The 21,513-nt window shown below is 71.3% G+C and carries 18 protein-coding genes; 8 read left to right on the plus strand and 10 right to left on the minus strand.

Annotated features, from left to right (window positions below):
- Positions 1 to 20 precede the first annotated feature (20 nt).
- On the minus strand, positions 21 to 1,469 hold the full coding sequence (gene hflX, locus ACLJQF_RS15300) for a GTPase HflX (RefSeq protein ID WP_410609247.1): 1,449 nt from the start codon (positions 1,467 to 1,469) through the stop codon (positions 21 to 23).
- A 42-nt stretch (positions 1,470 to 1,511) separates the two neighbouring features.
- Positions 1,512 to 2,015: an ArsR/SmtB family transcription factor gene (locus ACLJQF_RS15305; protein WP_410609249.1), complete on the minus strand. Its 504-nt coding sequence runs from the start codon at positions 2,013 to 2,015 to the stop codon at positions 1,512 to 1,514.
- A 62-nt stretch (positions 2,016 to 2,077) separates the two neighbouring features.
- Between ACLJQF_RS15305 and ACLJQF_RS15310 the strand changes: the two genes are divergently transcribed.
- Genes ACLJQF_RS15310 through ACLJQF_RS15320 form a run of 3 tightly spaced genes read left to right on the plus strand, consistent with a single transcriptional unit; the run spans position 2,078 to position 6,737 of the window.
- Positions 2,078 to 3,331 (plus strand): MFS transporter, encoded by a 1,254-nt coding sequence (locus ACLJQF_RS15310; protein ID WP_410609250.1) that lies wholly within the window; start codon positions 2,078 to 2,080, stop codon positions 3,329 to 3,331.
- Positions 3,332 to 3,340: 9 nt separating this feature from the next.
- On the plus strand, positions 3,341 to 5,854 hold the full coding sequence (gene valS / locus ACLJQF_RS15315; protein ID WP_410609251.1) for a valine--tRNA ligase: 2,514 nt from the start codon (positions 3,341 to 3,343) through the stop codon (positions 5,852 to 5,854).
- Positions 5,847 to 6,737: an aminoglycoside phosphotransferase family protein gene (locus ACLJQF_RS15320; protein WP_410609253.1), complete on the plus strand. Its 891-nt coding sequence runs from the start codon at positions 5,847 to 5,849 to the stop codon at positions 6,735 to 6,737. Before valS ends, ACLJQF_RS15320 begins: the two co-directional genes overlap by 8 nt.
- A 3-nt stretch (positions 6,738 to 6,740) precedes the next feature.
- Here the strand turns inward: ACLJQF_RS15320 and dapF are convergent, their stop codons facing one another.
- Together dapF and miaA are read right to left on the minus strand one after the other, a co-directional pair.
- Positions 6,741 to 7,568 (minus strand): diaminopimelate epimerase, encoded by an 828-nt coding sequence (gene dapF / locus ACLJQF_RS15325; protein WP_410609255.1) that lies wholly within the window; start codon positions 7,566 to 7,568, stop codon positions 6,741 to 6,743.
- A 9-nt stretch (positions 7,569 to 7,577) separates the two neighbouring features.
- The gene (gene miaA, locus ACLJQF_RS15330) at positions 7,578 to 8,489 is read right to left on the minus strand and encodes a tRNA (adenosine(37)-N6)-dimethylallyltransferase MiaA (RefSeq protein ID WP_410609257.1); all 912 of its coding nucleotides are present in this window, start codon (positions 8,487 to 8,489) and stop codon (positions 7,578 to 7,580) included.
- Positions 8,490 to 8,706: 217 nt separating this feature from the next.
- Between miaA and ACLJQF_RS15335 the strand changes: the two genes are divergently transcribed.
- Together ACLJQF_RS15335 and ACLJQF_RS15340 are read left to right on the plus strand one after the other, a co-directional pair.
- Entirely contained in the window at positions 8,707 to 10,020 is a 1,314-nt protein-coding gene (locus ACLJQF_RS15335) for a DUF349 domain-containing protein (protein WP_410609258.1), read from the plus strand.
- Positions 10,021 to 10,798: 778 nt separating this feature from the next.
- Positions 10,799 to 11,245 (plus strand): hypothetical protein, encoded by a 447-nt coding sequence (locus ACLJQF_RS15340; RefSeq protein WP_410609259.1) that lies wholly within the window; start codon positions 10,799 to 10,801, stop codon positions 11,243 to 11,245.
- A 19-nt stretch (positions 11,246 to 11,264) separates the two neighbouring features.
- Here ACLJQF_RS15340 and ACLJQF_RS15345 read toward each other — a convergent pair whose 3' ends face one another.
- The gene (locus ACLJQF_RS15345; protein ID WP_410609260.1) at positions 11,265 to 11,738 is read right to left on the minus strand and encodes a hypothetical protein; all 474 of its coding nucleotides are present in this window, start codon (positions 11,736 to 11,738) and stop codon (positions 11,265 to 11,267) included.
- Entirely contained in the window at positions 11,735 to 13,228 is a 1,494-nt protein-coding gene (miaB, locus tag ACLJQF_RS15350) for a tRNA (N6-isopentenyl adenosine(37)-C2)-methylthiotransferase MiaB (protein WP_410609261.1), read from the minus strand. The genes ACLJQF_RS15345 and miaB overlap by 4 nt, the downstream gene beginning before the upstream one ends.
- Before the next feature lie 255 nt (positions 13,229 to 13,483).
- Between miaB and ACLJQF_RS15355 the strand changes: the two genes are divergently transcribed.
- Positions 13,484 to 14,404, plus strand: coding sequence for a sigma factor (locus ACLJQF_RS15355; RefSeq protein WP_410609263.1), 921 nt, complete (start codon positions 13,484 to 13,486; stop codon positions 14,402 to 14,404).
- A 143-nt stretch (positions 14,405 to 14,547) separates the two neighbouring features.
- Here ACLJQF_RS15355 and ACLJQF_RS15360 read toward each other — a convergent pair whose 3' ends face one another.
- Positions 14,548 to 15,585 (minus strand): Rieske 2Fe-2S domain-containing protein, encoded by a 1,038-nt coding sequence (locus ACLJQF_RS15360; RefSeq protein ID WP_410609265.1) that lies wholly within the window; start codon positions 15,583 to 15,585, stop codon positions 14,548 to 14,550.
- 88 nt (positions 15,586 to 15,673) lie between these two features.
- Positions 15,674 to 16,783, minus strand: coding sequence for an FAD-dependent oxidoreductase (locus tag ACLJQF_RS15365; RefSeq protein WP_410609267.1), 1,110 nt, complete (start codon positions 16,781 to 16,783; stop codon positions 15,674 to 15,676).
- Positions 16,784 to 16,865: 82 nt separating this feature from the next.
- On the opposite strand from ACLJQF_RS15365, the gene ACLJQF_RS15370 reads away from it, so the two are divergent.
- On the plus strand, positions 16,866 to 17,549 hold the full coding sequence (locus ACLJQF_RS15370; protein WP_410609268.1) for a TetR/AcrR family transcriptional regulator: 684 nt from the start codon (positions 16,866 to 16,868) through the stop codon (positions 17,547 to 17,549).
- On the opposite strand, the gene ACLJQF_RS15375 is transcribed toward ACLJQF_RS15370, so the two are convergent.
- Entirely contained in the window at positions 17,550 to 18,659 is a 1,110-nt protein-coding gene (locus tag ACLJQF_RS15375) for an FAD-dependent oxidoreductase (protein WP_410609270.1), read from the minus strand.
- Between the two features lie 83 nt (positions 18,660 to 18,742).
- On the opposite strand from ACLJQF_RS15375, the gene ACLJQF_RS15380 reads away from it, so the two are divergent.
- Positions 18,743 to 19,408: a TetR/AcrR family transcriptional regulator gene (locus ACLJQF_RS15380; protein ID WP_410609271.1), complete on the plus strand. Its 666-nt coding sequence runs from the start codon at positions 18,743 to 18,745 to the stop codon at positions 19,406 to 19,408.
- 313 nt (positions 19,409 to 19,721) lie between these two features.
- On the opposite strand, the gene ACLJQF_RS15385 is transcribed toward ACLJQF_RS15380, so the two are convergent.
- Positions 19,722 to 21,473, minus strand: coding sequence for a cellulase family glycosylhydrolase (locus tag ACLJQF_RS15385; protein WP_410609273.1), 1,752 nt, complete (start codon positions 21,471 to 21,473; stop codon positions 19,722 to 19,724).
- Positions 21,474 to 21,513: the final 40 nt, after the last annotated feature.

Raw genomic sequence — 21,513 nt, forward strand, 5'->3', positions numbered from 1 at the left:
CCGCACACTACGGAGACGTGTCAGGCCCGGGTCGAGTTGGTCTCGTACTCGCGCAAAGCCGCCGCGAGGTCCGGGCGGACCCGCACCAGCAGGCGCGTGCCGTCCTCGGCGTGCTCCTCTTCGAGGACCTCGCCGTCCGCGTGCGCCCGCGCGACCAGCTCGCCGCGCGCGTAGGGCACGAGGACCTCGACCGTGACCTCCGGTCGCGGCAGGCGGTCGGCGATCACCTCGACGAGCTCCGGGATGCCCGCCCCGGTCCGGGCCGAGACCTGGACCGAACCCGCCAGCGCGTGCCGCAGCCGGGCCAGGCTGACCTCGTCGGACGCGTCGGTCTTGTTGATCACCAGCAGCTCCGGCGGGAGCGGCTCCTTGCGCTTGCGCGTGATCTCGGCGAGCACCTCGCGCACCGCGCTGACCTGCTCTTCGGGTGCCGGGTCGGCCCCGTCCACCACGTGCACGAGCAGGTCCGCGTCGGCGGCCTCCTCCAGCGTCGAGCGGAACGCGTCCACCAGCTGGTGCGGCAGGTGCCGCACGAACCCGACGGTGTCGGTCAGCGTGTAGCCGCGGCCGTCCGGCGTCTGCGCGCGCCGCGTGGTCGGGTCGAGGGTGGCGAACAGTGCGTCCTCCACCAGCACCCCGGCCCCGGTCAGCGCGTTGAGCAGGCTCGACTTGCCGGCGTTGGTGTAGCCGACGATCGCCACGCTGGGCACCTCGTTGGCCAGCCGCCGCCCGCGCTTGGTCTCGCGGATGGTGTCCATCGCCGCGATCTCGCGACGCAGCTTGGACACGCGCTTGTTGATCCGCCGCCGGTCGGTTTCGAGCTTCGTCTCACCGGGACCGCGCAGGCCCACGCCGCCGTTCGCGCCCCCGGCGCGGCCACCGGCCTGCCGGGACAGCGACGTACCCCACCCGCGCAGCCGCGGGATCAGGTACTGCAGCTGGGCCAGCTCGACCTGCGCCTTGCCCTCCTTGGACCGGGCGTGCTGGGCGAAGATGTCGAGGATCAGGGCGGTCCGGTCGATCACCTTGACCTTGACCTTCTCCTCGAGCTGCCGCAGCTGGCCCGGCGAGAGCTCGCCGTCGCAGATCACGGTGTCGGCGCCGGTGGAGCCGACGATGTCCCGCAGCTCCCGCACCTTGCCCGAGCCGATGTAGGTGGCCGGGTCCGGCTTGGCCCGCCGCTGGATGAGGCCTTCGAGGACCTCCGAGCCCGCCGTCTCGGCCAGGCGCGCCAGCTCGGCCAGCGACGCCTCGGACTGCAGGGCCGTGCCCTCGGTCCACACGCCGACCAGGACGACGCGCTCGAGCCGCAGTTGCCGGTACTCGACTTCGGTGACGTCGTCCAGCTCTGTGGACAGCCCCCTGACCCGGCGCAGCGACGCCCGGTCTTCGAGCTCCATTTCGCCTGTCGACGGGTCGCCGTCGTACAGGTCGTCGTCGTGGTCTTCGGTGTGTGTCAGTTCTGTCATCGTGCCTCCATGTTCCCACGATTCGCCGCGGGAACCGAACTTTTACGTGCTGGGATAGGTGGCGAGATAGATCGCGGTGCGCTCGGCGCCGGGACGGCGGGGGCGCGCGCGGAACTCCTCGAGCAGAGCGTTGAGCCGCGAATCGAGCTCCGCCCGCTCCTCGGGGGCCACCTGGACTACGAGGCGTGTCTGGTGCACGCCGTCGAAACCTGTCTCGGCGATCTCGGCCAGATACGCCTCGAGCATCGCCTGGTCCAAGCCCTTGTCACCGCATGAGTCGAGTGTCCACGAAAGCCCCGTCGAAAGATACGGAATTTCCCGGGCGCCCCGGGCTCCGCGGCGCGGGGGCTGCGCGGCGAGGAAGCCGGTCTCGACGAGTTTGCGCACGTGGTGCAGCGTCGTCGCGGGGTCCCGGCCCAGTTTTTCGGCCAGCTCCTTGTTCGTCAGCGCCTCCGAGAAAGTCAACCGGATGATGCGCAGCCGTATTCCGGAGGCCAGCGCGGCGGCCTCGGCTTCGGTCGCGGCACGTCGTTGCTCAGGGGACACGTGCACAGCCTAGAGCGAACAGTGATTGACACTTTCCAATCACTCACGTCAGACTCGCCGTCATGCGCAGGGGCTCACTCTTCTTCCACGCCGACTTCAGGCGGCTCTGGGCCGGCGACACGGCCAGCCAGTTCGGCACCATGGTCGGGTACACCGCCATCCCGCTGCTCGCCGCGGTGACCCTGGCGGCGACGCCGTTCGAGATGGGCCTGCTGACCGCGGCCCAGACACTCGCGTTCCTGCTGATCGGGCTGCCCGCGGGCGTGTGGGTGGACCGGATGCGCCGCCGCCGGGTCATGCTCGCCGCCGACTTCACCCGCTTCGCCCTGCTCATGAGCGTGCCGTTCGCCTGGTGGGCGGGGATGCTGACGCTCGCCCAGCTGCTGGTGGTCGTGCTGCTCGTGGGCGTGGCGACGGTGTTCTTCGACGTCGCCTACCAGTCGTACCTGCCCTCGCTCGTCGGCCGGGAGCACCTGCTGGAGGGCAACGCGAAGCTGCAGGCCGTCCAGTCCGTCGCGCAGATCGCCGGGCCCAGTGGCGCCGGCGTGCTGGTGCAGGTGATCAGCGCGGCGAACACGGTGCTCGTCACCGCCTTCGGCTACCTGGCGTCGGCGCTGTGCCTGCTGCGGATCCGCGCGGCCGAACCGGAGCCCGAGCCGGCCGGGCACACGCGGTTGCTCCCGCAGATCGTCGAGGGCCTGCGGTTCGTCTTCTCCGACAAGCCGTTGCGCTCGAGCGTCGCGTGCACGGCGACGGCGAACCTCTTCGGCGGCGCCTTCATGGCGGTCCACGTGCTGTTCCTGACCCGCACCGTCGGGCTGTCCCCGGCTGTCGTCGGCGTGCTGCTCGCGGTCGGCGGCGCGGGCGGCATCCTCGGCGCGGTCTGTTCCGGCGCCCTCACCCGGCGGATCGGCCACGCCCGCACGATCTGGCTGGTCCCGCTGCTGTCCTGGCCCGCGCACCTGCTGATCCCCTGGACCGCTCCGGACTGGCGGCTCGCCGTCGCCGTGTTCGGCGAGGTGGTCTTCGGGTTCGGCGTGATCGTCTACAACGTCGCGCAGGTTTCCTACCGGCAGGCGATCTGCCCGGACCGGCTGCTGGGGCGGATGAACGCGAGCGTGCGCTTCCTCGTCTGGGGGACGATCCCGCTGGGCGGGCTGCTCGGCGGCGTGCTCGGCGAAGGGCTCGGGCTCCGCGGCGCGATGTGGGTCGCGGTGGCCGGGGAAGCCGCCTCGGCGCTGTGGGTCGTGTGCTCGCCGCTGCGGAAGATGCGGGACCTGCCGACCGAGGCGAAAAGCAGTTCTCCGGCCGCCTAGAGTTGCTTCATGAGTACCCCATACAAGCACCCGCAAGTCCCGGACAAGGTCGGTGTCGACGGTCTGGAGGCCAAGTGGGTACCCGGATGGGAGTCCACCGGCGCCTACCGCTTCGACCGCACCAAAACGCGCGAAGAGATCTACTCGATCGACACTCCCCCGCCGACGGTCAGCGGGTCGCTGCACATCGGGCACGTCTTCTCCTACACCCACACCGACGTCCTCGCGCGGTTCAAGCGGATGCGCGGGCTCGAGGTCTTCTACCCGATGGGCTGGGACGACAACGGCCTGCCGACCGAACGCCGGGTGCAGAACCACTTCGGCGTCCGCTGCGAGCCGTCGCTGCCCTACGACCCGGAGTTCCGGCCGCCGGAGAAGCCGGGCAAGGACGTCGTGGCGATCTCGCGACGCAACTTCGTCGAGCTGTGCGAAACGCTGACCGAGACCGACGAGCAGGTCTTCGAGCAGTTGTGGCGGCAGCTCGGGCTCTCGGTCGACTGGACGATGACCTACCAGACGATCGGGCACGACTCCCGGCTGATCTCGCAGCGCGCGTTCCTGCGCAACCTCGAACGCGGTGAGGCCTACCAGGCCGAAGCGCCGACGCTGTGGGACGTCTCGTTCCGCACCGCCGTCGCGCAGGCCGAACTGGAGGATCGCGAACGCCCGGGCGCCTTCCACGACCTCGCGTTCACCGGGCCGGACGGCGCCGACGTCGTGATCGCGACGACCCGGCCGGAGCTGCTGCCCGCCTGCGTCGCGCTGGTGGCGCACCCGGACGACGAGCGCTTCAAGCCGCTCTTCGGGAAGTCCGTGCGGACGCCGGTGTTCGGCGTCGAGGTGCCCGTCGTGGCGCACCACCTCGCGGATCCGGAGAAGGGCCGCGGGATCGCGATGGTGTGCACGTTCGGCGACACCACCGACGTCACGTGGTGGCGAGAGCTGCGGCTGGCGACGCGGGTGGTGCTGGGCCGCGACGGCCGGTTCCTGCCGGACGCGCCGTCCGGCGTTCCCGCGGACGCGTACGCCCCGCTGGTGGGCAAGACCGTCCACACGGGACGCGAGATCATGGTCCGCCTGCTGCGCGAAACCGGCGCCCTGCACGGGGAACCGCGGCCGATCACGCACTCGGTGAAGTTCTACGAAAAGGGCGACAAGCCCCTGGAGATCGTCGCCAGCCGGCAGTGGTACCTGCGCAACGGCGGGAACGACGCCGCCTTCCGGGAGAAGATGCTCGCCCGTGGCGAAGAGCTGAACTGGGTGCCGAAGCACATGCGCGTCCGGTACTCGTCGTGGGTGGCGAACCTGGCCGGGGACTGGCTGGTCAGCCGGCAGCGGTTCTTCGGCGTGCCGATCCCGCTGTGGTACCGGCTCGACGCGAACGGCGAGCCGGACTACGACGCGCGCCTGCTGCCGGACACCCTGCCGGTGGACCCGAGCAGCGACGTCCCGCCGGGGTTCACCGCGGAACAGCGCGGCATGCCGGGCGGGTTCGCCGCCGACCCCGACGTGATGGACACCTGGGCGACGTCGTCGCTGACGCCGCAGATCGTCGGCCGGTGGAGCCTCGACGACGACCTGTTCGCGCGCGTGTTCCCGATGGATCTGCGGCCGCAGGCGCACGAGATCATCCGCACCTGGCTGTTCTCGACGGCGGTGCGCGCGGAACTGGAGCACGGCGTGCTGCCGTGGCGGGCGGCCTCGATCGCGGGCTGGGTGCTCGACCCGGACCGCAAGAAGATGTCGAAGTCCATCGGCAACGTGATCATCCCGGTGGACCTGCTGGAGCGCTTCGGCTCGGACGCGGTCCGCTACTGGGCGGCGAGCGCGCGCCCGGGCGTCGACACGGCGGTGGACGAAGGCCAGATGAAGGTCGGGCGGCGGCTGGCGACGAAACTGCTCAACGCGAGCCGGTTCGTCCTGGGCCTCGGCGTGCCTTCGCCCGATGCGGTGGTCACCGAGCCGTTGGACCGGGCGCTGCTGACGTCGCTTTCGGCGGTCGTCTCGGCGGCGACCGCGGCGCTGGAAGCGCTGGACTACGCGCGGGCGCTGCAGGTGACGGAGACGTTCTTCTGGACGTTCTGCGACGACTACGTCGAGCTGGTGAAGGGCCGCGCGTACGGCGACAGCGGTCCTTCGGGAGCGGAGTCGGCGCAGGTCGCGCTGGTGACCGCGTTGTCGGCGGTGCTGCGGCTGTTCGCGCCGTTCCTGCCGTTCGCGACCGAGGAGGTCTGGTCGTGGTGGCAGGAGGGTTCGGTGCACCGGGCGGAGTGGCCTTCTCCGGCTGCGGCCGGCGGTGACCCGGAGCTGCTTTCGCTGGCGAGCCAGGTGATCGCGGCGGTGCGCCGGGCCAAGACGGACGCGAAGGTGTCGATGCGGTCCGCCGTCGAGACGCTCACCGTGACCGGACCGGCCGAGCTGCTGGCGCGGTTCGCCGACGTCCAGGCCGACATCCGCGTCGCGGGCGCCGTCGCGGACATCACCACGCGCGAAGGCGACTTCGCGGTGGAAGCCCGTGTCTGACGCACCGCCGGATCTCGGCCCGCTTCCGCAGCGCGTCGGCGTCGACGCCGACCAGGTGCGGCGGCTGGTCGGCGACCAGTTCCCGCACTGGGCCGGGCTCCCGGTCCGGCCCGTGCGGGAGAGCGGGTGGGACAACTTCACGTTCCACCTCGGCGACGCCATGGTGGTGCGGCTGCCCAGCGCCGCGGAGTACGCGCTGGCGGTCGAAAAGGAGCAGCGGTGGCTGCCGGCTCTCGCGCCCCGGCTGCCGCTGCCCATCCCGGTGCCGCTGGCGGCGGGCCGGCCCGGGGCGGGCTACCCGTTCCCCTGGTCGGTCTACCGGTGGCTCGACGGCGAACCCGCGACCGCGGCCGGGGTCGCCGACCCCGTCCGCTTCGCCGGGGACCTGGCCGGGTTCGTCGCGGCCGTCCAGCACGTCGACGCCACGGACGGCCCCCGGCCGGGGAAGCACAACTGGTTCCGGGGTGCCACCCTGCGCACCTACGACGGGCAGGCCCGGCGCGCGCTCACGAAGCTGGGCGGCACCACCGACGGCGCCGCGGCCCTCTGGGAAGCCGCGCTGACCGCGCCCTGGGACGGGGTGGACCGCTGGTTCCACGGCGACCTGGCCCCGGGCAACCTCCTGCTGCGCGGCGGCGAGCTGGCGGCCGTCATCGACTTCGGGACCTGCGGCGTCGGCGACCCGGCGTGCGACCTGGCGATCGCCTGGACGCTGCTGACGGCCGAGGGCAGGCGGGTGTTCCGTGAGCGCCTGTCCGTCGACGACGCGACCTGGGCGCGCGGCCGCGGCTGGGCGCTGTGGAAGACGCTCGTCGCCTGCACCCGGACCGGCGAGGAAGCCGCGAACGGGCGTCGCGTGCTCGGCGAGATCCTGGCCGGCTAGCCGTCACGAACCGGCGGCGGCCCACCAGGCTTCGTCGATCTCGCCGCGGGCCACGATCTCCGCCGGGCCCGACAGCGTCGACGCGCCGCGGGACACGGTGACCTCGACCCGGCCGCCCGGTAGGTCCACTGTGGACGCCCCGGTGTCGGTGCCGGCCAGGTGGAAGGCGGCCGCCACCGCGGCGACCGTGCCGGTGCCGCACGCCCGCGTCTCGCCCACCCCGCGTTCGTGCACGCGCATCCGCAGCGCGCCTTCGCCGAGGCAGTTGATGAACTCGAGGTTCACGCCGTTCGGGAACACGTCGTGGTCGAAGTCGGGCTGGTCGCGCAGGTCGAGCCCGGCCACGTCGTCGTCGAGCAGCGAGACCAGGTGCGGGTTGCCGACGTCGACCGCCACGCCGGAGAACGGGCGGCCCGCCACCACCGTGACCGACGTGCCGGTGATCGTCGCCGGCCCCATCTGAACGGTCACCGAGCGGTCCGGGTGCACCACGACCGGGCGATCGCCCGCGCGGGTGCCGACGACGAACTCGCCCTCGGTGGCCAGGCCCGAGTCGACCAGGTAGCGGGCGAACACGCGCACGCCGTTGCCGCACATCTCCGCGATCGACCCGTCGGCGTTGCGGTAGTCCATGAACCACTCGCCCGCGGACGGCTCGCCGATCGCCGCGGCGCGGACGACGCGCAGCACGCCGTCGGCCCCGAGGCCGCGCCGGCGGTCGCACAACGCGGCGACCCTGGCCTCGGTCAGCTCGAGGCGGCCCGCCGGATCGGGGAGCAGCACGAAGTCGTTCTGCGTGCCGTGCCCCTTGAGGAAATCGATTCCGCCCATGGGGCCAGATTACCGGCCCAGGGTATCCAGGACGCGCGCGGCCAGCCCCGGATCGGCGCCGTCGAACCAGTGGATCCGCTGGTCGCGCCGGAACCAGGAGCGTTGCTTGCGGACGAAGCGCCGGGTGGCTTGCGCCGTTGCCGCGGCGGCCGCGGCGAAGTCGCCGTCGCCGTCCAGCTCGGCGAGCACCTGCTGGTAGCCGAGCGCCCGCGACGCCGTCTTCCCCTCGCGCAGGCCCCGCTTCGCCAGTTCGCGGACTTCGTCGACCAGCCCGGCCTCGAACATCCGCCCGACGCGCACGTTCACGCGCTCGTCGAGCTCCTCCGGCGCGCGGTCGACGCCGATGACGACCGTGCCGTAGCGGGCGGGCCCCGGTGCGGGCAGGTTCGCCGAGAACGGCTCGCCGGTGATCTCGATGACCTCGAGGGCGCGCACGATCCGGCGGGTGTTGGTCGGCAGGATCTTGGCGGCGGCCACCGGATCGCGCTCACCCAGCCGGGTAAACAACGCGGGGGTGCCGAGCCGCTCGGCTTCCGCGTCGAGCCGGGCCCGGACGGCCGGGTCGGTGCCGGGGAAGCGCAGGTCGTCGAGCACGGCCTGGACGTAGAGGCCGGACCCGCCGGCCAGCACCGGGACCCGGCCGCCGGCCAGCAGCCGCTCGATCTCGGCCCGCGCGTGCCGCTGGTAGGCCGCGACGGACGCCGTTTCGGTCACTTCCAGCACGTCGAGCAGGTGGTGCGGGACGCCGCGGCGCTCGGCCTCGGTGGCCTTGGCGGTGCCGATGTCCATGCCCCGGTAGAGCTGCATCGCGTCGGCGTTGACGACTTCACCGCCGAGTTCGCGGGCCAGGTCCACGGCCAGCGCGGTCTTGCCGGTGGCCGTCGGCCCGACCACGGCGAGCGGGACGACGGGGCTGTTCACGGCGGCTGACGATACCTGCGGGCCGATCGAGAGCGTCCACCGGAAGTAGGATCACGAGCTTCAGGTGGCCCATCCAGTACCACGGTGCGCGCTGAGCTGCTTGAATGCCGCGTGGGGCCGTAGCATCCGAGCACGGCCCGTGACGACCGCATTACCCGGCCCCGCTTCGCGGCGGGGCGCCCGCACCCGCGGGCGTACAGGCGATAAGGAGCCTGCGATGGCCCAGGAGAACACTTCCACCGGTACCCCGGCCCCGCACCCGGTGCCGCACGCGCTGCACGCCGGGCACGCTGCCCCGCCCGTGCCGCCCGCCGAACCCACCCCGTCGACCTGGGGCCGGATCGACGACGAGGGCACCGTCTACGTCGTCACCACCGAGGGCGAGCGCGCCGTCGGCGTCTGGCAGGCAGGCAGCCCCGAGGAGGGGCTGGTGCACTACGCACGCCGCTTCGACGACGTGCGCACCGAGGTCGAGCTGCTGGAGACCCGGTTGATCTCCGGGGCCGGCGACCCGAAGCACGCGCTGTCGAGCGCCACCCAGATCCGCGACGGCCTGCCCGAGGCGGCCGTGGTCGGCGACCTGACCGCGCTCGCCGCGCGGCTGGAGTACGTCATCGCGCACGCCGAGAAGGCACTGGCCAGCGCGAAGGCGGAGCGCGAGGAGGCCCGCGCCGCGGCGGTCGCACGCAAGCAGGAGCTGGCCGACGAAGCCGAGAAGATCGCGGCCGACTCCACCCAGTGGAAGGCGGCGGGCGACCGGCTGCGCGCGATCCTGGACGAGTGGAAGACGGTCAAGGGCGTCGACCGTAAGACCGACGACGAGCTGTGGAAGCGGTTCTCCAAGGCCCGCGAGGCGTTCAACCGCCGCCGCGGATCGCACTTCGCCGAGCTCGACAAGCAGCGCGCCTCGGCCAAGACGCGCAAGGAAGAGCTCATCGCCGAGGCCGAGGCCATCAGCGAGTCCGAGGACTGGGGCGAGACGGCGGGTCGCTACAAGGACCTGATGACCGAGTGGAAGGCGGCCGGCCGCGCCCCGAAGGACAGCGACGAGGCGCTGTGGCAGCGCTTCCGCGCGGCGCAGGACAAGTTCTTCGCCCGCCGGTCGTCGGTGTTCTCCGAGCGTGACGCGGAGTTCTCGACCAACGCCTCGCGCAAGGAAGAGCTGCTGGTCGAGGCCGAGAAGATCGACGCGGCGGCGAACCTGGAGGCGGCGAAGAACGCACTGCGGCGCATCCAGGAGCAGTGGGACGAGATCGGCAAGGTCCCCCGCGAGCGCATCCGCGAGCTGGACGGAAGGCTGAAGGCGGTCCAGGACGCGGTCAAGACGGCCGAGGACAGCCGGTGGCGGAAGACGGACCCGGAGGCTCAGGCCCGGGCGGCGCAGTTCCGGGAGCGGGTGGCGCAGTTCGAGTCGCAGGCGGCGAAGGCGCGGGCCGCCGGGGATGAGCGGCGGGCGAAGAAGGCGGATGAGCAGGCGGCTCAGTGGCGTGAGTGGCTGGAGGCCGCGGAAGCGGCGGTTGCGGATCGGTGAGGTTGGGAGCCGGGTGTCGCGGGCCGGTGCGGCATTCAGATCGCTGCAGCTGCAGGACCGATGCGGTCCCAGGCCGGCGCGACTCCGGGCCGCTGAGTTGCTAATCGTGAAGCCCTCCTCACCAGACCTTTGCTGGTGAGGAGGGCTTTTGCGGGTTTGTGCACATTTCCGTCGTGCTGTGGACAAGGCGGCTGCTCGGCCGAGTTTGCGCGGCGTTCTGTCGGTCGGCGCCGATACGCTGGAAGCGGGGGCAGCCCCCTGGATGCTGTTGGCGAATTCGGTTTCATGCCAACCGGAGCGGCCAACTCGCCCGCCGCAACGGCCAACACGCCGGAGAACCCGGGCGAGTTGGCCGCTCCGGGTGTCGAGTTGGCTGTTGCGGGCGGTGAGTTGGCTGTTGCGGGCGATCCGCTCGCCACCGGAGCGGCCTCAGCGCACCCGCTCGAATTCGCCAACAGCATCCCCAGGGAGGGCGGGTCGTGTGGGCGGCGCGGCGTTGTGGCCCGGGGCTGTGGAACGGTGCCGCGGACCCTCGACCGGGCCGGCGGTGCCGTGTGAAGGCCGGGACGGGTAGGTGGGCTGCGGAAAGAGCCTCCGGCTGCGACGGCAGAGCTGCGAAACCGTTGGCGCGCCCCTTGACTGTGTGAGGAGGGGCCGCAGGAGCGGGAGAAAGCCGTTCGGCAAGGGGTAGATCGGCAGGCCACCCGAAAGGTTCGGTCCGCGCCACGACCGGGGGTTACCGCGTGCTTCGCTCCCCTCCCGGTGCTCCACTCTGCTCATGACCAGGACACCCCACCGCGCCGGCAGGATCCTCTCCGCTCTGGCGATCACCGTCGCCGTCGCCGGGCTTGCTCCCGCTCTTGCCACCCCTGCCGGGGCCGGCCCTCTCTTCTCCGCCACGGAAGCCGGCAAGGGGAAGGTGAAGGTCGATGGGAAGCTGGCCAAGGACCACGTCAAGGTCAACGAAAAGGTCGATCTCAAGGGCAACCTGCAGGTGCTCGACGCAGCCCGCTCGGAGGCGACGGTCGAGGCCGTCGTCGTGCAGCAGCTGCAGGCCGGGGCTTGGGTGAACATCGCCGACACCACCTGCCGGCCCAATGGCGGGTTCTCGCTCAGTCTCAGCTTCCGCCTGAGCGCCACCGTCTCGCTGCGGCTCTTCCACCCCGAGACCACGCTCTACGCCGCCGCCTACTCGGCCGGCACCCTTACCCTGCGCGTCGGCTGACCCTGGTCCCCGCCGGTTCTCACGAGCGTGAGAACGCAGTTCGCATCCACTGGACCGCGAGGCAGATCATCGCTATCCAGGCGATCACCATGCCGAAACCCGGGCCGCCGCCCGCGGAGCCCGGGGCGTGGGACGACTGCTGGGACCAGATGGCCAGCAGCCCGTCCACCGAGGCGAACCAGCCGCCCGCCGCGCAGACCCAGGACAGCCACCAGCGTCGGGTCACCAGGGCCAGTGCCGAGGCCAGGATGCCGACCGCCGTCGACGTCGCCGCGAACAGCTGAGGGATGCCGCCGCCCTCGCCGGCCAGGACCTGCCAGCCCGCGTGGTCGCCGACCCACGGGAGGATCTGGCAGATCAGCAGGACGAACGTGAACAGCGCGATCGTGAAGCCGCGACGGCCCAGCTCCACCGTGCGGGAGGCACGCGCGCCCGCTTCGTCGATCTCGGCCGCCAGCTCGGCCAGCTCGCCGTTGCCACGGGACTCCGTCACAGCGCACACCCACTCACCGGTTCGGGCTGGAGCGCCGGGGCACCGAAGCCCGGCAGGCCCAGCGTGACGCCGCTCGTCTTCGGCCGCAGACCCGCCTCCGCGTTGTCGCCGGCCCGGGTCCGGCGGTGGGACAGCAGGTCGCCGTCGGCCACCAGGTGGTGCGGTGCGGCGTAGGTGACGGTCGTCTCGACGACGTCGCCCGGACGGACCGCGCGGTCGACGTGGGCGCCGGTCGGCGTGAAGTGGACCAGGCGGCCGTCGCGGGCGCGGCCGCTCATCCGCTGCGTCTCGGCGTCCTTGCGGCCTTCGCCCGCGGCGACGAGCAGCTCGACGCGGCGGCCGACGATCTTCTTGTTCTCGTCCCAGGAGATCGCGTTCTGCAGCTCGACCAAGCGGTCGTAGCGCTCCTGCACGACCTCCTTCGGCAGCTGGCCGTCCATCGTCGCGGCCGGCGTGCCGGGGCGCTTCGAGTACTGGAACGTGAACGCGCTGGAGAAGCGGGCCTGCGCCACGACGTCCAGCGTTGCCTGGAAGTCCTCCTCGGTCTCACCGGGGAAGCCGACGATGATGTCGGTGGTGATCGCCGCGTCCGGCATGGCCGCGCGGACCTCGTCGAGGATGTTCAGGAAGCGCGCCGAGCGGTAGGACCGCTTCATCTCGCGCAGCACCCGGTCGGACCCGGACTGCAGCGGCATGTGCAGCTGGTGGCAGACGTTCGGGGTCGCGGCCATCGCGTCGATGACGTCGGAGGTGAACGCCGCCGGGTGCGGCGAGGTGAACCGGACGCGCTCGAGGCCGTCGACGGTGCCGCACGCGCGCAGCAGCTTGCCGAACGCCAGCCGGTCGCCGAATTCGACGCCGTAGGAGTTGACGTTCTGGCCGAGCAGGGTGACCTCGAGCACGCCCTCGGCGACCAGTGCCTCGACCTCGGCGAGGATTTCGCCGGGCCGCCGGTCGCGTTCCTTGCCGCGCAAGGCGGGGACGATGCAGAAGGTGCAGGTGTTGTTGCAGCCGACCGAAACGGACACCCAGCTCGCGTAGGACGATTCGCGGCGCGCGGGCAGCGTCGAGGGGAAGGTCTCGAGCGATTCGAGGATCTCGACCTCGGCCGCGGCGTTGTGCCGGGCGCGCTCGAGGAGCGTCGGCAGCGACCCGATGTTGTGGGTGCCGAACACGACGTCGACCCACGGCGCGCGCTTGACGATCTCGCCGCGGTCCTTCTGCGCGAGGCAGCCGCCGACGGCGATCTGCAGGTCGGGGTTCGCGACCTTGGCCGGGCGCAGGTGCCCGAGGGTGCCGTACAGCTTGTTGTCCGCGTTCTCCCGGACGGCGCAGGTGTTGAACACGATCAGGTCCGGCTTCGCCCCAGCGGTGGCCGCGACGTAGCCGGCTTCCTCGAGCTGCCCGGCGAGCCGCTCGGAGTCGTGCACGTTCATCTGGCAGCCGAAGGTGCGGATCTGGTACGCCCTGGGTGCCTGGTTCTCGGTCATCGGCTTCCAGGGTAGACCTGCGCCCACCTGCGTCTTGGCGTCCCCTCCCAGGTCCGGTGCTTGCAGGCCTCCGAGGGCCCCCAGCCGGACAGTGACGCCACGCCGGATGCGGGATCGGCTACCCGGCAGCACGCCCGCTCGGGAGTGTCGTTCACCCGGCGATCGGGCGCACCGAACTGCCTGGTGGACGCTGCGGCTGACCGCCGTCACCGTTTCCCGGGACCGCCGTGGTTCATCGTGCGGCATACTCACCGTGTGATCTCGGCCACGGAGTTCGACACAGGACGACAGCAGCTGTTCGGACTGGCCTACCGGCTGCTGGGAGTCGCGGACGAGGCCAACGACGCCGTCGAGGATGCCTGCCTGCGCTGGGAACAAGCAGACCGCGGGTCGACCGCGCACCCGGAAGCCTGGCTGACGAAAGCCGTCACCCAGCGCTGCCTCGATCGGCTGGGGACTACGCGCGCGACCCGCGCGCACCACCTCGGCGCGTGGCTGCCGGCGCCGGTCTTGACCACCGCGCTGGGCCCGCTGGCCACGGCTGAGCAGCGCGACTCGGTTTCTCTCGGGCTGCTGGGCCTGCTGGAAAACCGGACGCCGCACGAGCGGGCGGTGTTCGTGCTACGCAACGCTTTCGGGTACCGGTACCGCGCGATCGCCGAGATCCTGGAGTTGTCCCCGGGCAACTGCCGCCAGCTCTACCACCGCACCACGCAGCATTTCGCGAACCGAAGGCCGCTTTGCCAGCCAGGCCGCGCCGAGCGGGTACGTCTCGCCGAGCAGTTTCTCGTGGCGGTCAGGGCAGGAGACGTCATCGGTCTCGGGGCGATCTTGGCTCAGGATGTCACGGTGTGGGCCGATGGTGTCCGCCGTGTCGCCATCGCGCCTCATCCCGTTGTCGGCCGAGACCATGTTGCCCGCTACCTGGCCGCGGCGTTCCGGAAGATCGTGGCGCCCGTCAGGTTCGGGTTCGCCGAAGTGAACGCGACCACGGCGATACTTGCCGCAGCCGAAGGAAAGCTGCTGGCCGTGGTGGCACCGGAGATCGACGAAAACCGTATCTCCGGCCTGCGTATCGTCGCCAGCCCGGAGAAATTGTTGTTTGTCGCCAACGGGTTGTCCGCTCGTACGGGGCGCATGCCGGTTTTCGACGATGAACGCGGAAGGCGCGACTGAGGGCGGATCAGGTCCAGGCACCGACTTCCCGTGACCGGTCGGGCCTGGGCGACCAACTAAACAAGCTGACCCCGGGTGCCTGGTTCTCGGTCATCGCCTTCCCGGGTAGACCGCCCCCACCTGCCCTCGGCGTCCCTCCCGGTTCAGGTGGTCTGCGGCTCCTTCGACCGCCTCGGCTCGCCGGCGAGTTGTTCCGAGCCGGCCGTCTCCCGGTAGAACTGGGCGTACCAGCGGCGCAGCGCCTTGATGCCCTTCTCGTGCGGCAGCAGGACCGGCCGGGCCTGGTGGATCTTGTGGTCCCAGATGCCGATCTCCTCGCGGACCTCGCCGAAGGCCTGCGTCCGGAAGGCCAGCTTGAGGATGGGCACCAGGAACGGCAGCCGAGCCGGTTTGCGGAGGTAGTAGAGCATCCTCAGCTCGCTGGTGCGGTCGTCGATCGGGTTCGTGAGCGCAACGGCGGTCAACGAAAGCAGGGCGCCGTGCACTCGCACCACCATGACGCCGGGGCCGTACATGAACACGTCGAAGGTGTTGTCGATGTCCCAGCGCAGGATCCGCCGCTGGATGCGGCCGCGCACCTCGGCGAACGGCCCGTCCGCGACCAGGTTCTGCACCGGTGGCTCGCTCTGCCCGTGAATGAAGTGGAAGTGGGATTCGTCCACGATGTTCTCGCGCATTTCCTGGATGTGGATCCGCGCGGTGTTCACGTCGTCGATCGGACGGGCGAACTGCCGGGACGCAGGTTCCGGTATCTCCGGCACTTCCCAGGCCGGCGCTCCCGGCCCGGCGTAGGCGAAGATCAGCCCGCTGTGCTCGCGGACGGGGAACCCGCCGATGGACACCTTCGGCGGCCGCACGGCGAACGGCGCGTGCGTGCACCGGCCGTCCGCACCGAATCGCCAGCCGTGGAACGGGCACTCCACCGCCCCGTCCACCACCTTCCCGCCGGCACCCAGGTGCGCGCCGTAGTGCGGGCAGTGGGCGTCACGCACCGCGGGACTTCCGTCCGCCCCGCGGAAAGCGATCAGGGCGCGGCCGAAGTAGTGCAGCGGCACGACCTTGCCGTGCGGCAGCTGGCTACTCCGCAGAAGCGCGTACCAGCCGTGTGGCACCGAGGGCATGGGGTACTCGTCGGCGCGCGGATCACGAGGGATCGAGGCCATCCGGCCGTCACGACTCATGCCGGAAGTTAACGGTGTTTACTGCGGCGCGTCGACCTCCTCCGGCCGAGATCCGGGTCACATTCGGGCGCACGGAGTGTCGTTCCCGTCAACCCGGCTGGAAGAACTCGAGCATCCGACGGCTCGCGTCCGGGGACATCAGCAGTTCCTGCATGTCCGCCGACATCCGGGCCGCCGCACCGGTGCGCTCGAACATCTCCTGCTCGTACTCCGCCACCGCCGCGCCGAAGTCTCCCGGGTGCGCGGCCAAGGCGGCACCCAAGGACGCGCCGTCCAGGAGGGCCATGTTCGCTCCCTCCCCCACCGCGGGCATCAAGTGTGCCGCGTCGCCGACGAGCGTCACACCCGGGTTCGATGGCCACGTCAGGCCGATCGGGAGCGTGGTCAGCGATCGGGGGATCACCGTGTCGTCGCACGCTTCGATCAGGGACGTGAACCGGGAGTCCCAGCCGGCCAGCAGCTCGATCAAGCGGGCCCGGGCCGCCGGTGGGTCGTCGAAGGCGATGCCGCTCCCGGCGAACCAGTCCTCTCCCGTGTTGTAGAAGCTGATGCCGATGCGGACGCAGCCGTCGCCGTTGCGCTGGGCCGCCAGGGACTTGCCGTCTCCCAGCACCCAGTAGTTGCCGCGGCCGACCATCACCGCGAGGTCCGGATGAGTGCGGTCGATGTCGGGGATCGCCAGCTCCACCGCGTTCTGGCCGAGGTGAGCCGGGCGGGCGTCGGTGACCAGGGGCCGGACCCGGGAGTTCGCTCCGTCCGCACCCACCAGCAGGTCGTAGCGCGCGCTGGTGCCGTCGGCGAAGTGGACGACACCGCCCTCCGCATGGTCGAACGCGCGACCCCAGCGGACCGTCCCCTCGGGGAGCGCGTCGAGGAACAGGTTGCGCAGGTCGGTGCGGTCGATTTCGGGACGCGCCATCGGAGCGTCGTCGGGCGTGTCCTCCTGCAGCAGCAGGGTGCCGTCCGGCTCCAGGAGGCGCATGTCCTGCCCTTCGCCGCGGGCGATCGCCAAGAACTTGTCGAGCAGGCCGGCTTCGCGCAGCGCCGACTGCCCGGAATGGATGTCGAGCATGCCGCCCTGGCGGCGGGCGTCGCGGGCGGTGTCACGTTCGTACACGACGGCCTCGATGCAGTGCACGTGCAGGACCCGGGCGAGCGCCAGGCCGCCCACGCTGGCTCCCACGATGGCGATGGTCATGAATCCCCCCTGTGAAGACTCTCGTTGATACACCGTACGTCTCAATACACTGTATCGCAGGAGCCGATGTACTGTCACTCCCATGTTGGTGTGGGAGCGGCCGGAGCCGGCGAACCGACCGGCCCCGGCCCCGCTGAGCCGGGACCTGATCGTCCGGACCGCGGTCGAACTGGCCGATGAAGCCGGCCTGGAAGCCGTGTCGCTGCGCAAGATCGCCGGCGCGCTGGACGTCGGGCCGATGCGGCTCTACGGCTACATCGACACCAAGGACGAGCTGCTCGACCTGATGGTCGACGCCGTCCACGCCGAGATCCGGCCGGCCGGGGACGGCTGGCGGGAAGTGCTGACTTCGGTGGCCGAAGCCACCCGCCGGGCCGTGCACCGGCACGAGTGGTTCGCCGACCTGATCGGCGGCCGGCCCCAGCTCGGCCCGAACGCGCTGGCCAGGGGCGAGGCGGTGCTGGCCGCACTGGACGGCGTCGACGTGGACGTCGTCATGCCGATGGTCACCGCCGTCGACGCCTACGTGATCGGCGCGGTCCGTCGCGAGATCGCCGAGCGGCGGGCCGAACGCGCCAGCGGGATGGACCAGCGGCAGTGGCAGGCCGCTCTGGGGCCCTACCTGGTGCGGATGTTCGCCACCGGCCGGTTCCCCGCGCTGGAGACGGTCGTCCGCGACGCCGCCCACCACGACGCCGACCAGACCTTCCGGATCGGCCTGAACTTCCTGCTCGACGGCATCGGCGCGGGCATCGGCGCCGAGTAGCTACTCCCCCGCGCCGGTCAGCATGGCGACCATGCCGTGCGGGGCGTCGTCGCCGAACATGATCGCGTAGACGTCCTCGTCTTCCGCTTCCGCGGCCGCGCGCGCGAACATCGCCGCCTCGTACTCGGCGAGCGCGGTCTCCCCATCGCCCGGATGGGCGGCGAGAGCCTCGCCGAGCGCGGCGCCGTCCTGCATGGCCAGGTTGGCGCCTTCGCCGTTCGGCGGCATGAGGTGCGCCGCGTCGCCGAGCAGCGTCACCCCCGGCACGCGGTCCCAGCGGTGCCCGGCCGGCAGGGTGCAGAGGCGGCGCAGCACCGGCGGGGTGTCGCTTTCGGTGACCAGGGCGGTCAGCTCGGGGGCCCAGCCGGCGAACTCCTCGGCGACCCGCGCCGTCACGGTCGCGGCGTCGGCCCCGGCGAGCCAGTCCTGGGGCTTGAACAGCTGCGCGTACGTGTGCAGGGTCCCGCCGCCTTCCCGGTGCGCGACGAACCCCTTGCCCGGCGCCAGCGCATAGAGCGCGCCGGCCCCGACGACCTTCGCGGCGGCGGGGTGCCGGGTGTCGCCGTCGAAGAGGAACGTCTCGACGACCGACACGCCGACGTACTCCGGGACGGCGGCGGAGAGCAGCGGACGGACTTTCGACCACGCGCCGTCCGCGCCGACCAGCAGTCTTGCCACGAAGCTGCGGCCGCCGGCCAGGCTCACCTCGTGGCCGCCGTCGCCGAGGGCCCGCACCCCGGTGACCTTGTGTCCCCAGTGGACGGTGCCGGGCGGCAGCGAATCGAGCAGCAGCTGCCGCAGCTCGCCGCGCTGCACTTCGGGACGTTCGCCGGTGCCGTCGTCGGGCTGATCGAGCAGCACGGTGCCGTGGCGGTCGACGACGCGCGAGGACTCGCGGCCGGGCAGGACGAGCTTCCGGAACCCCTCGGTCAGGCCGGCCGCCTCGAGCGCCGGCTGGCCGTTCCAGGGGTGGATGTCGAGCATCCCGCCCTGGCGGCGCGCGTCCGCCGAGGCGTCGGCCTCGTAGACCTCGACCGGGATGCCGTGCAGGTGCAGGACGCGGGCCAGGACGAGACCGCCGAGGCCGGCTCCGATGATCGTGACAGTCATGATTTCCTCCGATTGGATTGTCGTTCCAATCAGCACGCTAGCACGAGTTTGGATCGACGTTCCAACCGTGCGATGATCTGCCCATGGCGAACCGAGCCCCGCGGCGCACGGACGGGCTGTCCAAAGAAGTGATCGTGCAGGCGGCGGCCGCGATCCTGGACGACGGCGGCGAGGCCGCGCTGACGTTCCGCGCGCTCACCGCCCGCCTGTCCACCGGCTACGGCGCGATCTACCACCACGTCGCGAACAAGAGCGATCTCCTCGCGGCGGCCACCGATGCCGTCATCGCCCGCGTCATGGGCGACGCCGTTGCCGGGGACGAGCCGCGGGAAGCGCTGCGCACGGTCTCGCTGGGCCTGTTCGACGCGATCGACGCCCACCCCTGGGTCGGTGCCCAGCTGTCCCGGGAGCCGTGGCGGCCCGCGCTCCTGGAGGTCTACGAGCGCATCGGCGGGCTGCTCGTCGCGCTCGGCGTGCCCCGGCAAGCGTTGTTCGACGCCGCGGGCGCACTCGTCAACTACGTACTCGGCGTCGCCGGGCAGAACGCCGCCAACGCCCGGCTGCTGACCGCCGGCGAGGGGGACCGGTCGGCCTTCCTGGGCGACGTCGCCGCCCGGTGGGCGGCCCTCGACCCGGACGAGTACCCGTTCGTGCACCAGGCCGCGACCCAGCTGCGGGAGCACGACGACCGCGAGCAGTTCCTCGCGGGCGTCGACATCTTCCTGGCCGGGATCGCGACCCTGCGTTAGGGCCGCGCGTCGCCAGGTCGTGAGTGGTAATTAGGATTAGAGCCGACGGTCACTTGACTACCTACGGCGCGGCGGGCGTCTGCGCCGGCCGGGAACGCACCCAGGCAGCCCCCGGCGGCCAACTCACCAACCGGAACGGCCAACTCACCCGCGGGAACGGCCAACTCACCCACACCGCCGGCGAGTTGGCCGTTCCGGTGCGTGAATTGGCCGTTCCAGGCGGTGAGTTGGCCCTACTGACAACGTGGGTCGGCAAAAGACCGTTCGTCAGAACACTGATTACCACTCACGACCACCGTGGCAACCGGGCGGGCTACTTCACCGCGGTCGGTGCCCAGGCCGCGAGTTCCGCCCGGACCGCCGCCAGCTGGGCCGCGGTCGGCGCCGCCGCCGGTTCCGCGATCAGCGCGTAGTGCAGGCCCGGCGTCGCGGGCAGGCGCAGGCGGTCGCCCACGCGGGTGACCGAGGCCAGATCCGTGACCACCGTCGGGGTCATCCCCGCCGGCACGTGCAGTTCGGTCGGTGCGCCCGCGTCGGTCCCCTGCCACACGAGGACGCCGTACCGGCCCGTGCCGGTCAGCGCCGCGGTCGCCGGCATCGTCGACGGGATCTGGTTCCAGGTCAGCGTCTGGCTGCCGTCACGCGAGCGGTCCTCGTAGGTGAACGCCAGCGTGTGCCCCGCGACCGCGGCCGGGTAGAGGCGGTCGAGCAACCGCGCGTCCTGGCGGAGCTGGACCGTCCCGTCGTCCGCCGTGCGGGCCGACGAGAAGTCCTCACCGTTCCAGGCGTCGCCGTCGGTCTTGACCTTGTCCGGGTTGTCGTTCATCAGCTCGTGGTGGCGGCCGCTGTAGATGTCCCACTGCCACTGCGTCGCCGAGAGCACCGGGCCCGACTGAGCCGGCTGGCGCCACCAGTTCGCGCCCGAAACCCGGGAGTCCAGCGCCTGGTACATCGCCTTGTCCACGGTCGGGGTCTTGTCGGAGGTGTAGCCGGTCATCGGGTGGCCGAACTCGGTGACGATCGCCGTCGTGCCCAGCGCGGTCGCGCGGTCCCGGACCGTGCCGAAGCTCCCGCTGTACTGGCCGTCGCCCGCCTTGCCCGGCATGAAGACGCCGGACTGCGCGAGCTGGTCGTAGAAGTGCGTGTTGAACACGTACCGCGGCCCCATGACGCCGGTGTCCTGGAAGCCGCCGGGATGGAGCTGGAAGGAGATGTTGGCGTTCCAGAACATGTTCGGCTCGACGAAAGCCGGCTTGTCCTGCCAGCCGGCGGAATCCATCGCGTCGCGGAACCGCTTGAAGAACGGCCACAACACGTTCTGCTCCCACGCCTTGCTGTCCTGGCCCGAGTCGTACCGCCCGGCGAAGGGCTCGTTGTACGGGTCCATGCCCGCGATGCCGGCGAACTGGGCGGCGCTGAGGTTCCCCTTCAGGTAGGACATTGTCTGGACGGCCTGGCCGACGAACTCGTCCTGGACGCCGCGGGCGTTGTGCCAGAAGTCCTTCGTGGCGTCCTGGACCGCGCCGTTCTGGGTGATGTTCTGGCCCCAGTGCGCGCAGATGCCGCAGCTCTCCGCGGGATAGCCGCCGAGGTCGACGACCCACTTCGGCGCGCCGTCGCCGGTGTACCAGCTGCCGCGGTTGAACAGGTAGCGGGAGAACAGGTCCTGGTGGAAGTCGGGCAGGACGGTGAAGCCCTCGTCCAGGAACGCCTTCATCTGGTCGGTCAGCGCCGCCAGGTACTGCGTGTTCACCGGCCCGCGCACCGGCTGCGTCCCGGCCCAGGCGATCGGGATCCGCACGGCGTTCGCTCCGGTGAGCGCCCGCATCGCCTGGGCCGAGCGGCGCGCATCGGCCGCGTTGGCGAACGGCAGGAAACCGTTTTCTGCCAGCTTCACCTCGCCCGAGACGTTGAAGCCGCGCAAGACCACTTCGCGGCCGTACTCGTCGACGAAAGCCGAACCGCGCACGGTCAACCGGTGCTGCGGAACGTCTTCGGCAACGGCGGAGGCGACGACCCCGGAGGTCATCGCCACGGCGGTGAGCAAAGCCACGAGCATGCGCATGACGGCGGCCCCAAACGTGAAGGAGTTTCGCAAAAAGTTA

Origin of the sequence: Amycolatopsis sp. lyj-109, assembly GCF_046548995.1 — a bacterium.
Taxonomy (GTDB): domain Bacteria; phylum Actinomycetota; class Actinomycetes; order Mycobacteriales; family Pseudonocardiaceae; genus Amycolatopsis.

Excerpts from the sequence above, each read along its gene's own strand:
- hflX (WP_410609247.1), bottom strand. The coding sequence starts at position 1,469 with ATGACAGAACTGACACACACCGAAGACCACGACGACGACCTGTACGAC.
- ACLJQF_RS15310 (WP_410609250.1), top strand. The coding sequence starts at position 2,078 with ATGCGCAGGGGCTCACTCTTCTTCCACGCCGACTTCAGGCGGCTCTGG.
- valS (WP_410609251.1), top strand. The coding sequence starts at position 3,341 with ATGAGTACCCCATACAAGCACCCGCAAGTCCCGGACAAGGTCGGTGTC.
- dapF (WP_410609255.1), bottom strand. The coding sequence starts at position 7,568 with ATGGGCGGAATCGATTTCCTCAAGGGGCACGGCACGCAGAACGACTTC.
- ACLJQF_RS15335 (WP_410609258.1), top strand. The coding sequence starts at position 8,707 with ATGGCCCAGGAGAACACTTCCACCGGTACCCCGGCCCCGCACCCGGTG.
- ACLJQF_RS15340 (WP_410609259.1), top strand. The coding sequence starts at position 10,799 with ATGACCAGGACACCCCACCGCGCCGGCAGGATCCTCTCCGCTCTGGCG.
- miaB (WP_410609261.1), bottom strand. The coding sequence starts at position 13,228 with ATGACCGAGAACCAGGCACCCAGGGCGTACCAGATCCGCACCTTCGGC.
- ACLJQF_RS15360 (WP_410609265.1), bottom strand. The coding sequence starts at position 15,585 with ATGAGTCGTGACGGCCGGATGGCCTCGATCCCTCGTGATCCGCGCGCC.
- ACLJQF_RS15365 (WP_410609267.1), bottom strand. The coding sequence starts at position 16,783 with ATGACCATCGCCATCGTGGGAGCCAGCGTGGGCGGCCTGGCGCTCGCC.
- ACLJQF_RS15370 (WP_410609268.1), top strand. The coding sequence starts at position 16,866 with ATGTTGGTGTGGGAGCGGCCGGAGCCGGCGAACCGACCGGCCCCGGCC.
- ACLJQF_RS15375 (WP_410609270.1), bottom strand. The coding sequence starts at position 18,659 with ATGACTGTCACGATCATCGGAGCCGGCCTCGGCGGTCTCGTCCTGGCC.
- ACLJQF_RS15380 (WP_410609271.1), top strand. The coding sequence starts at position 18,743 with ATGGCGAACCGAGCCCCGCGGCGCACGGACGGGCTGTCCAAAGAAGTG.
- ACLJQF_RS15385 (WP_410609273.1), bottom strand. The coding sequence starts at position 21,473 with ATGCGCATGCTCGTGGCTTTGCTCACCGCCGTGGCGATGACCTCCGGG.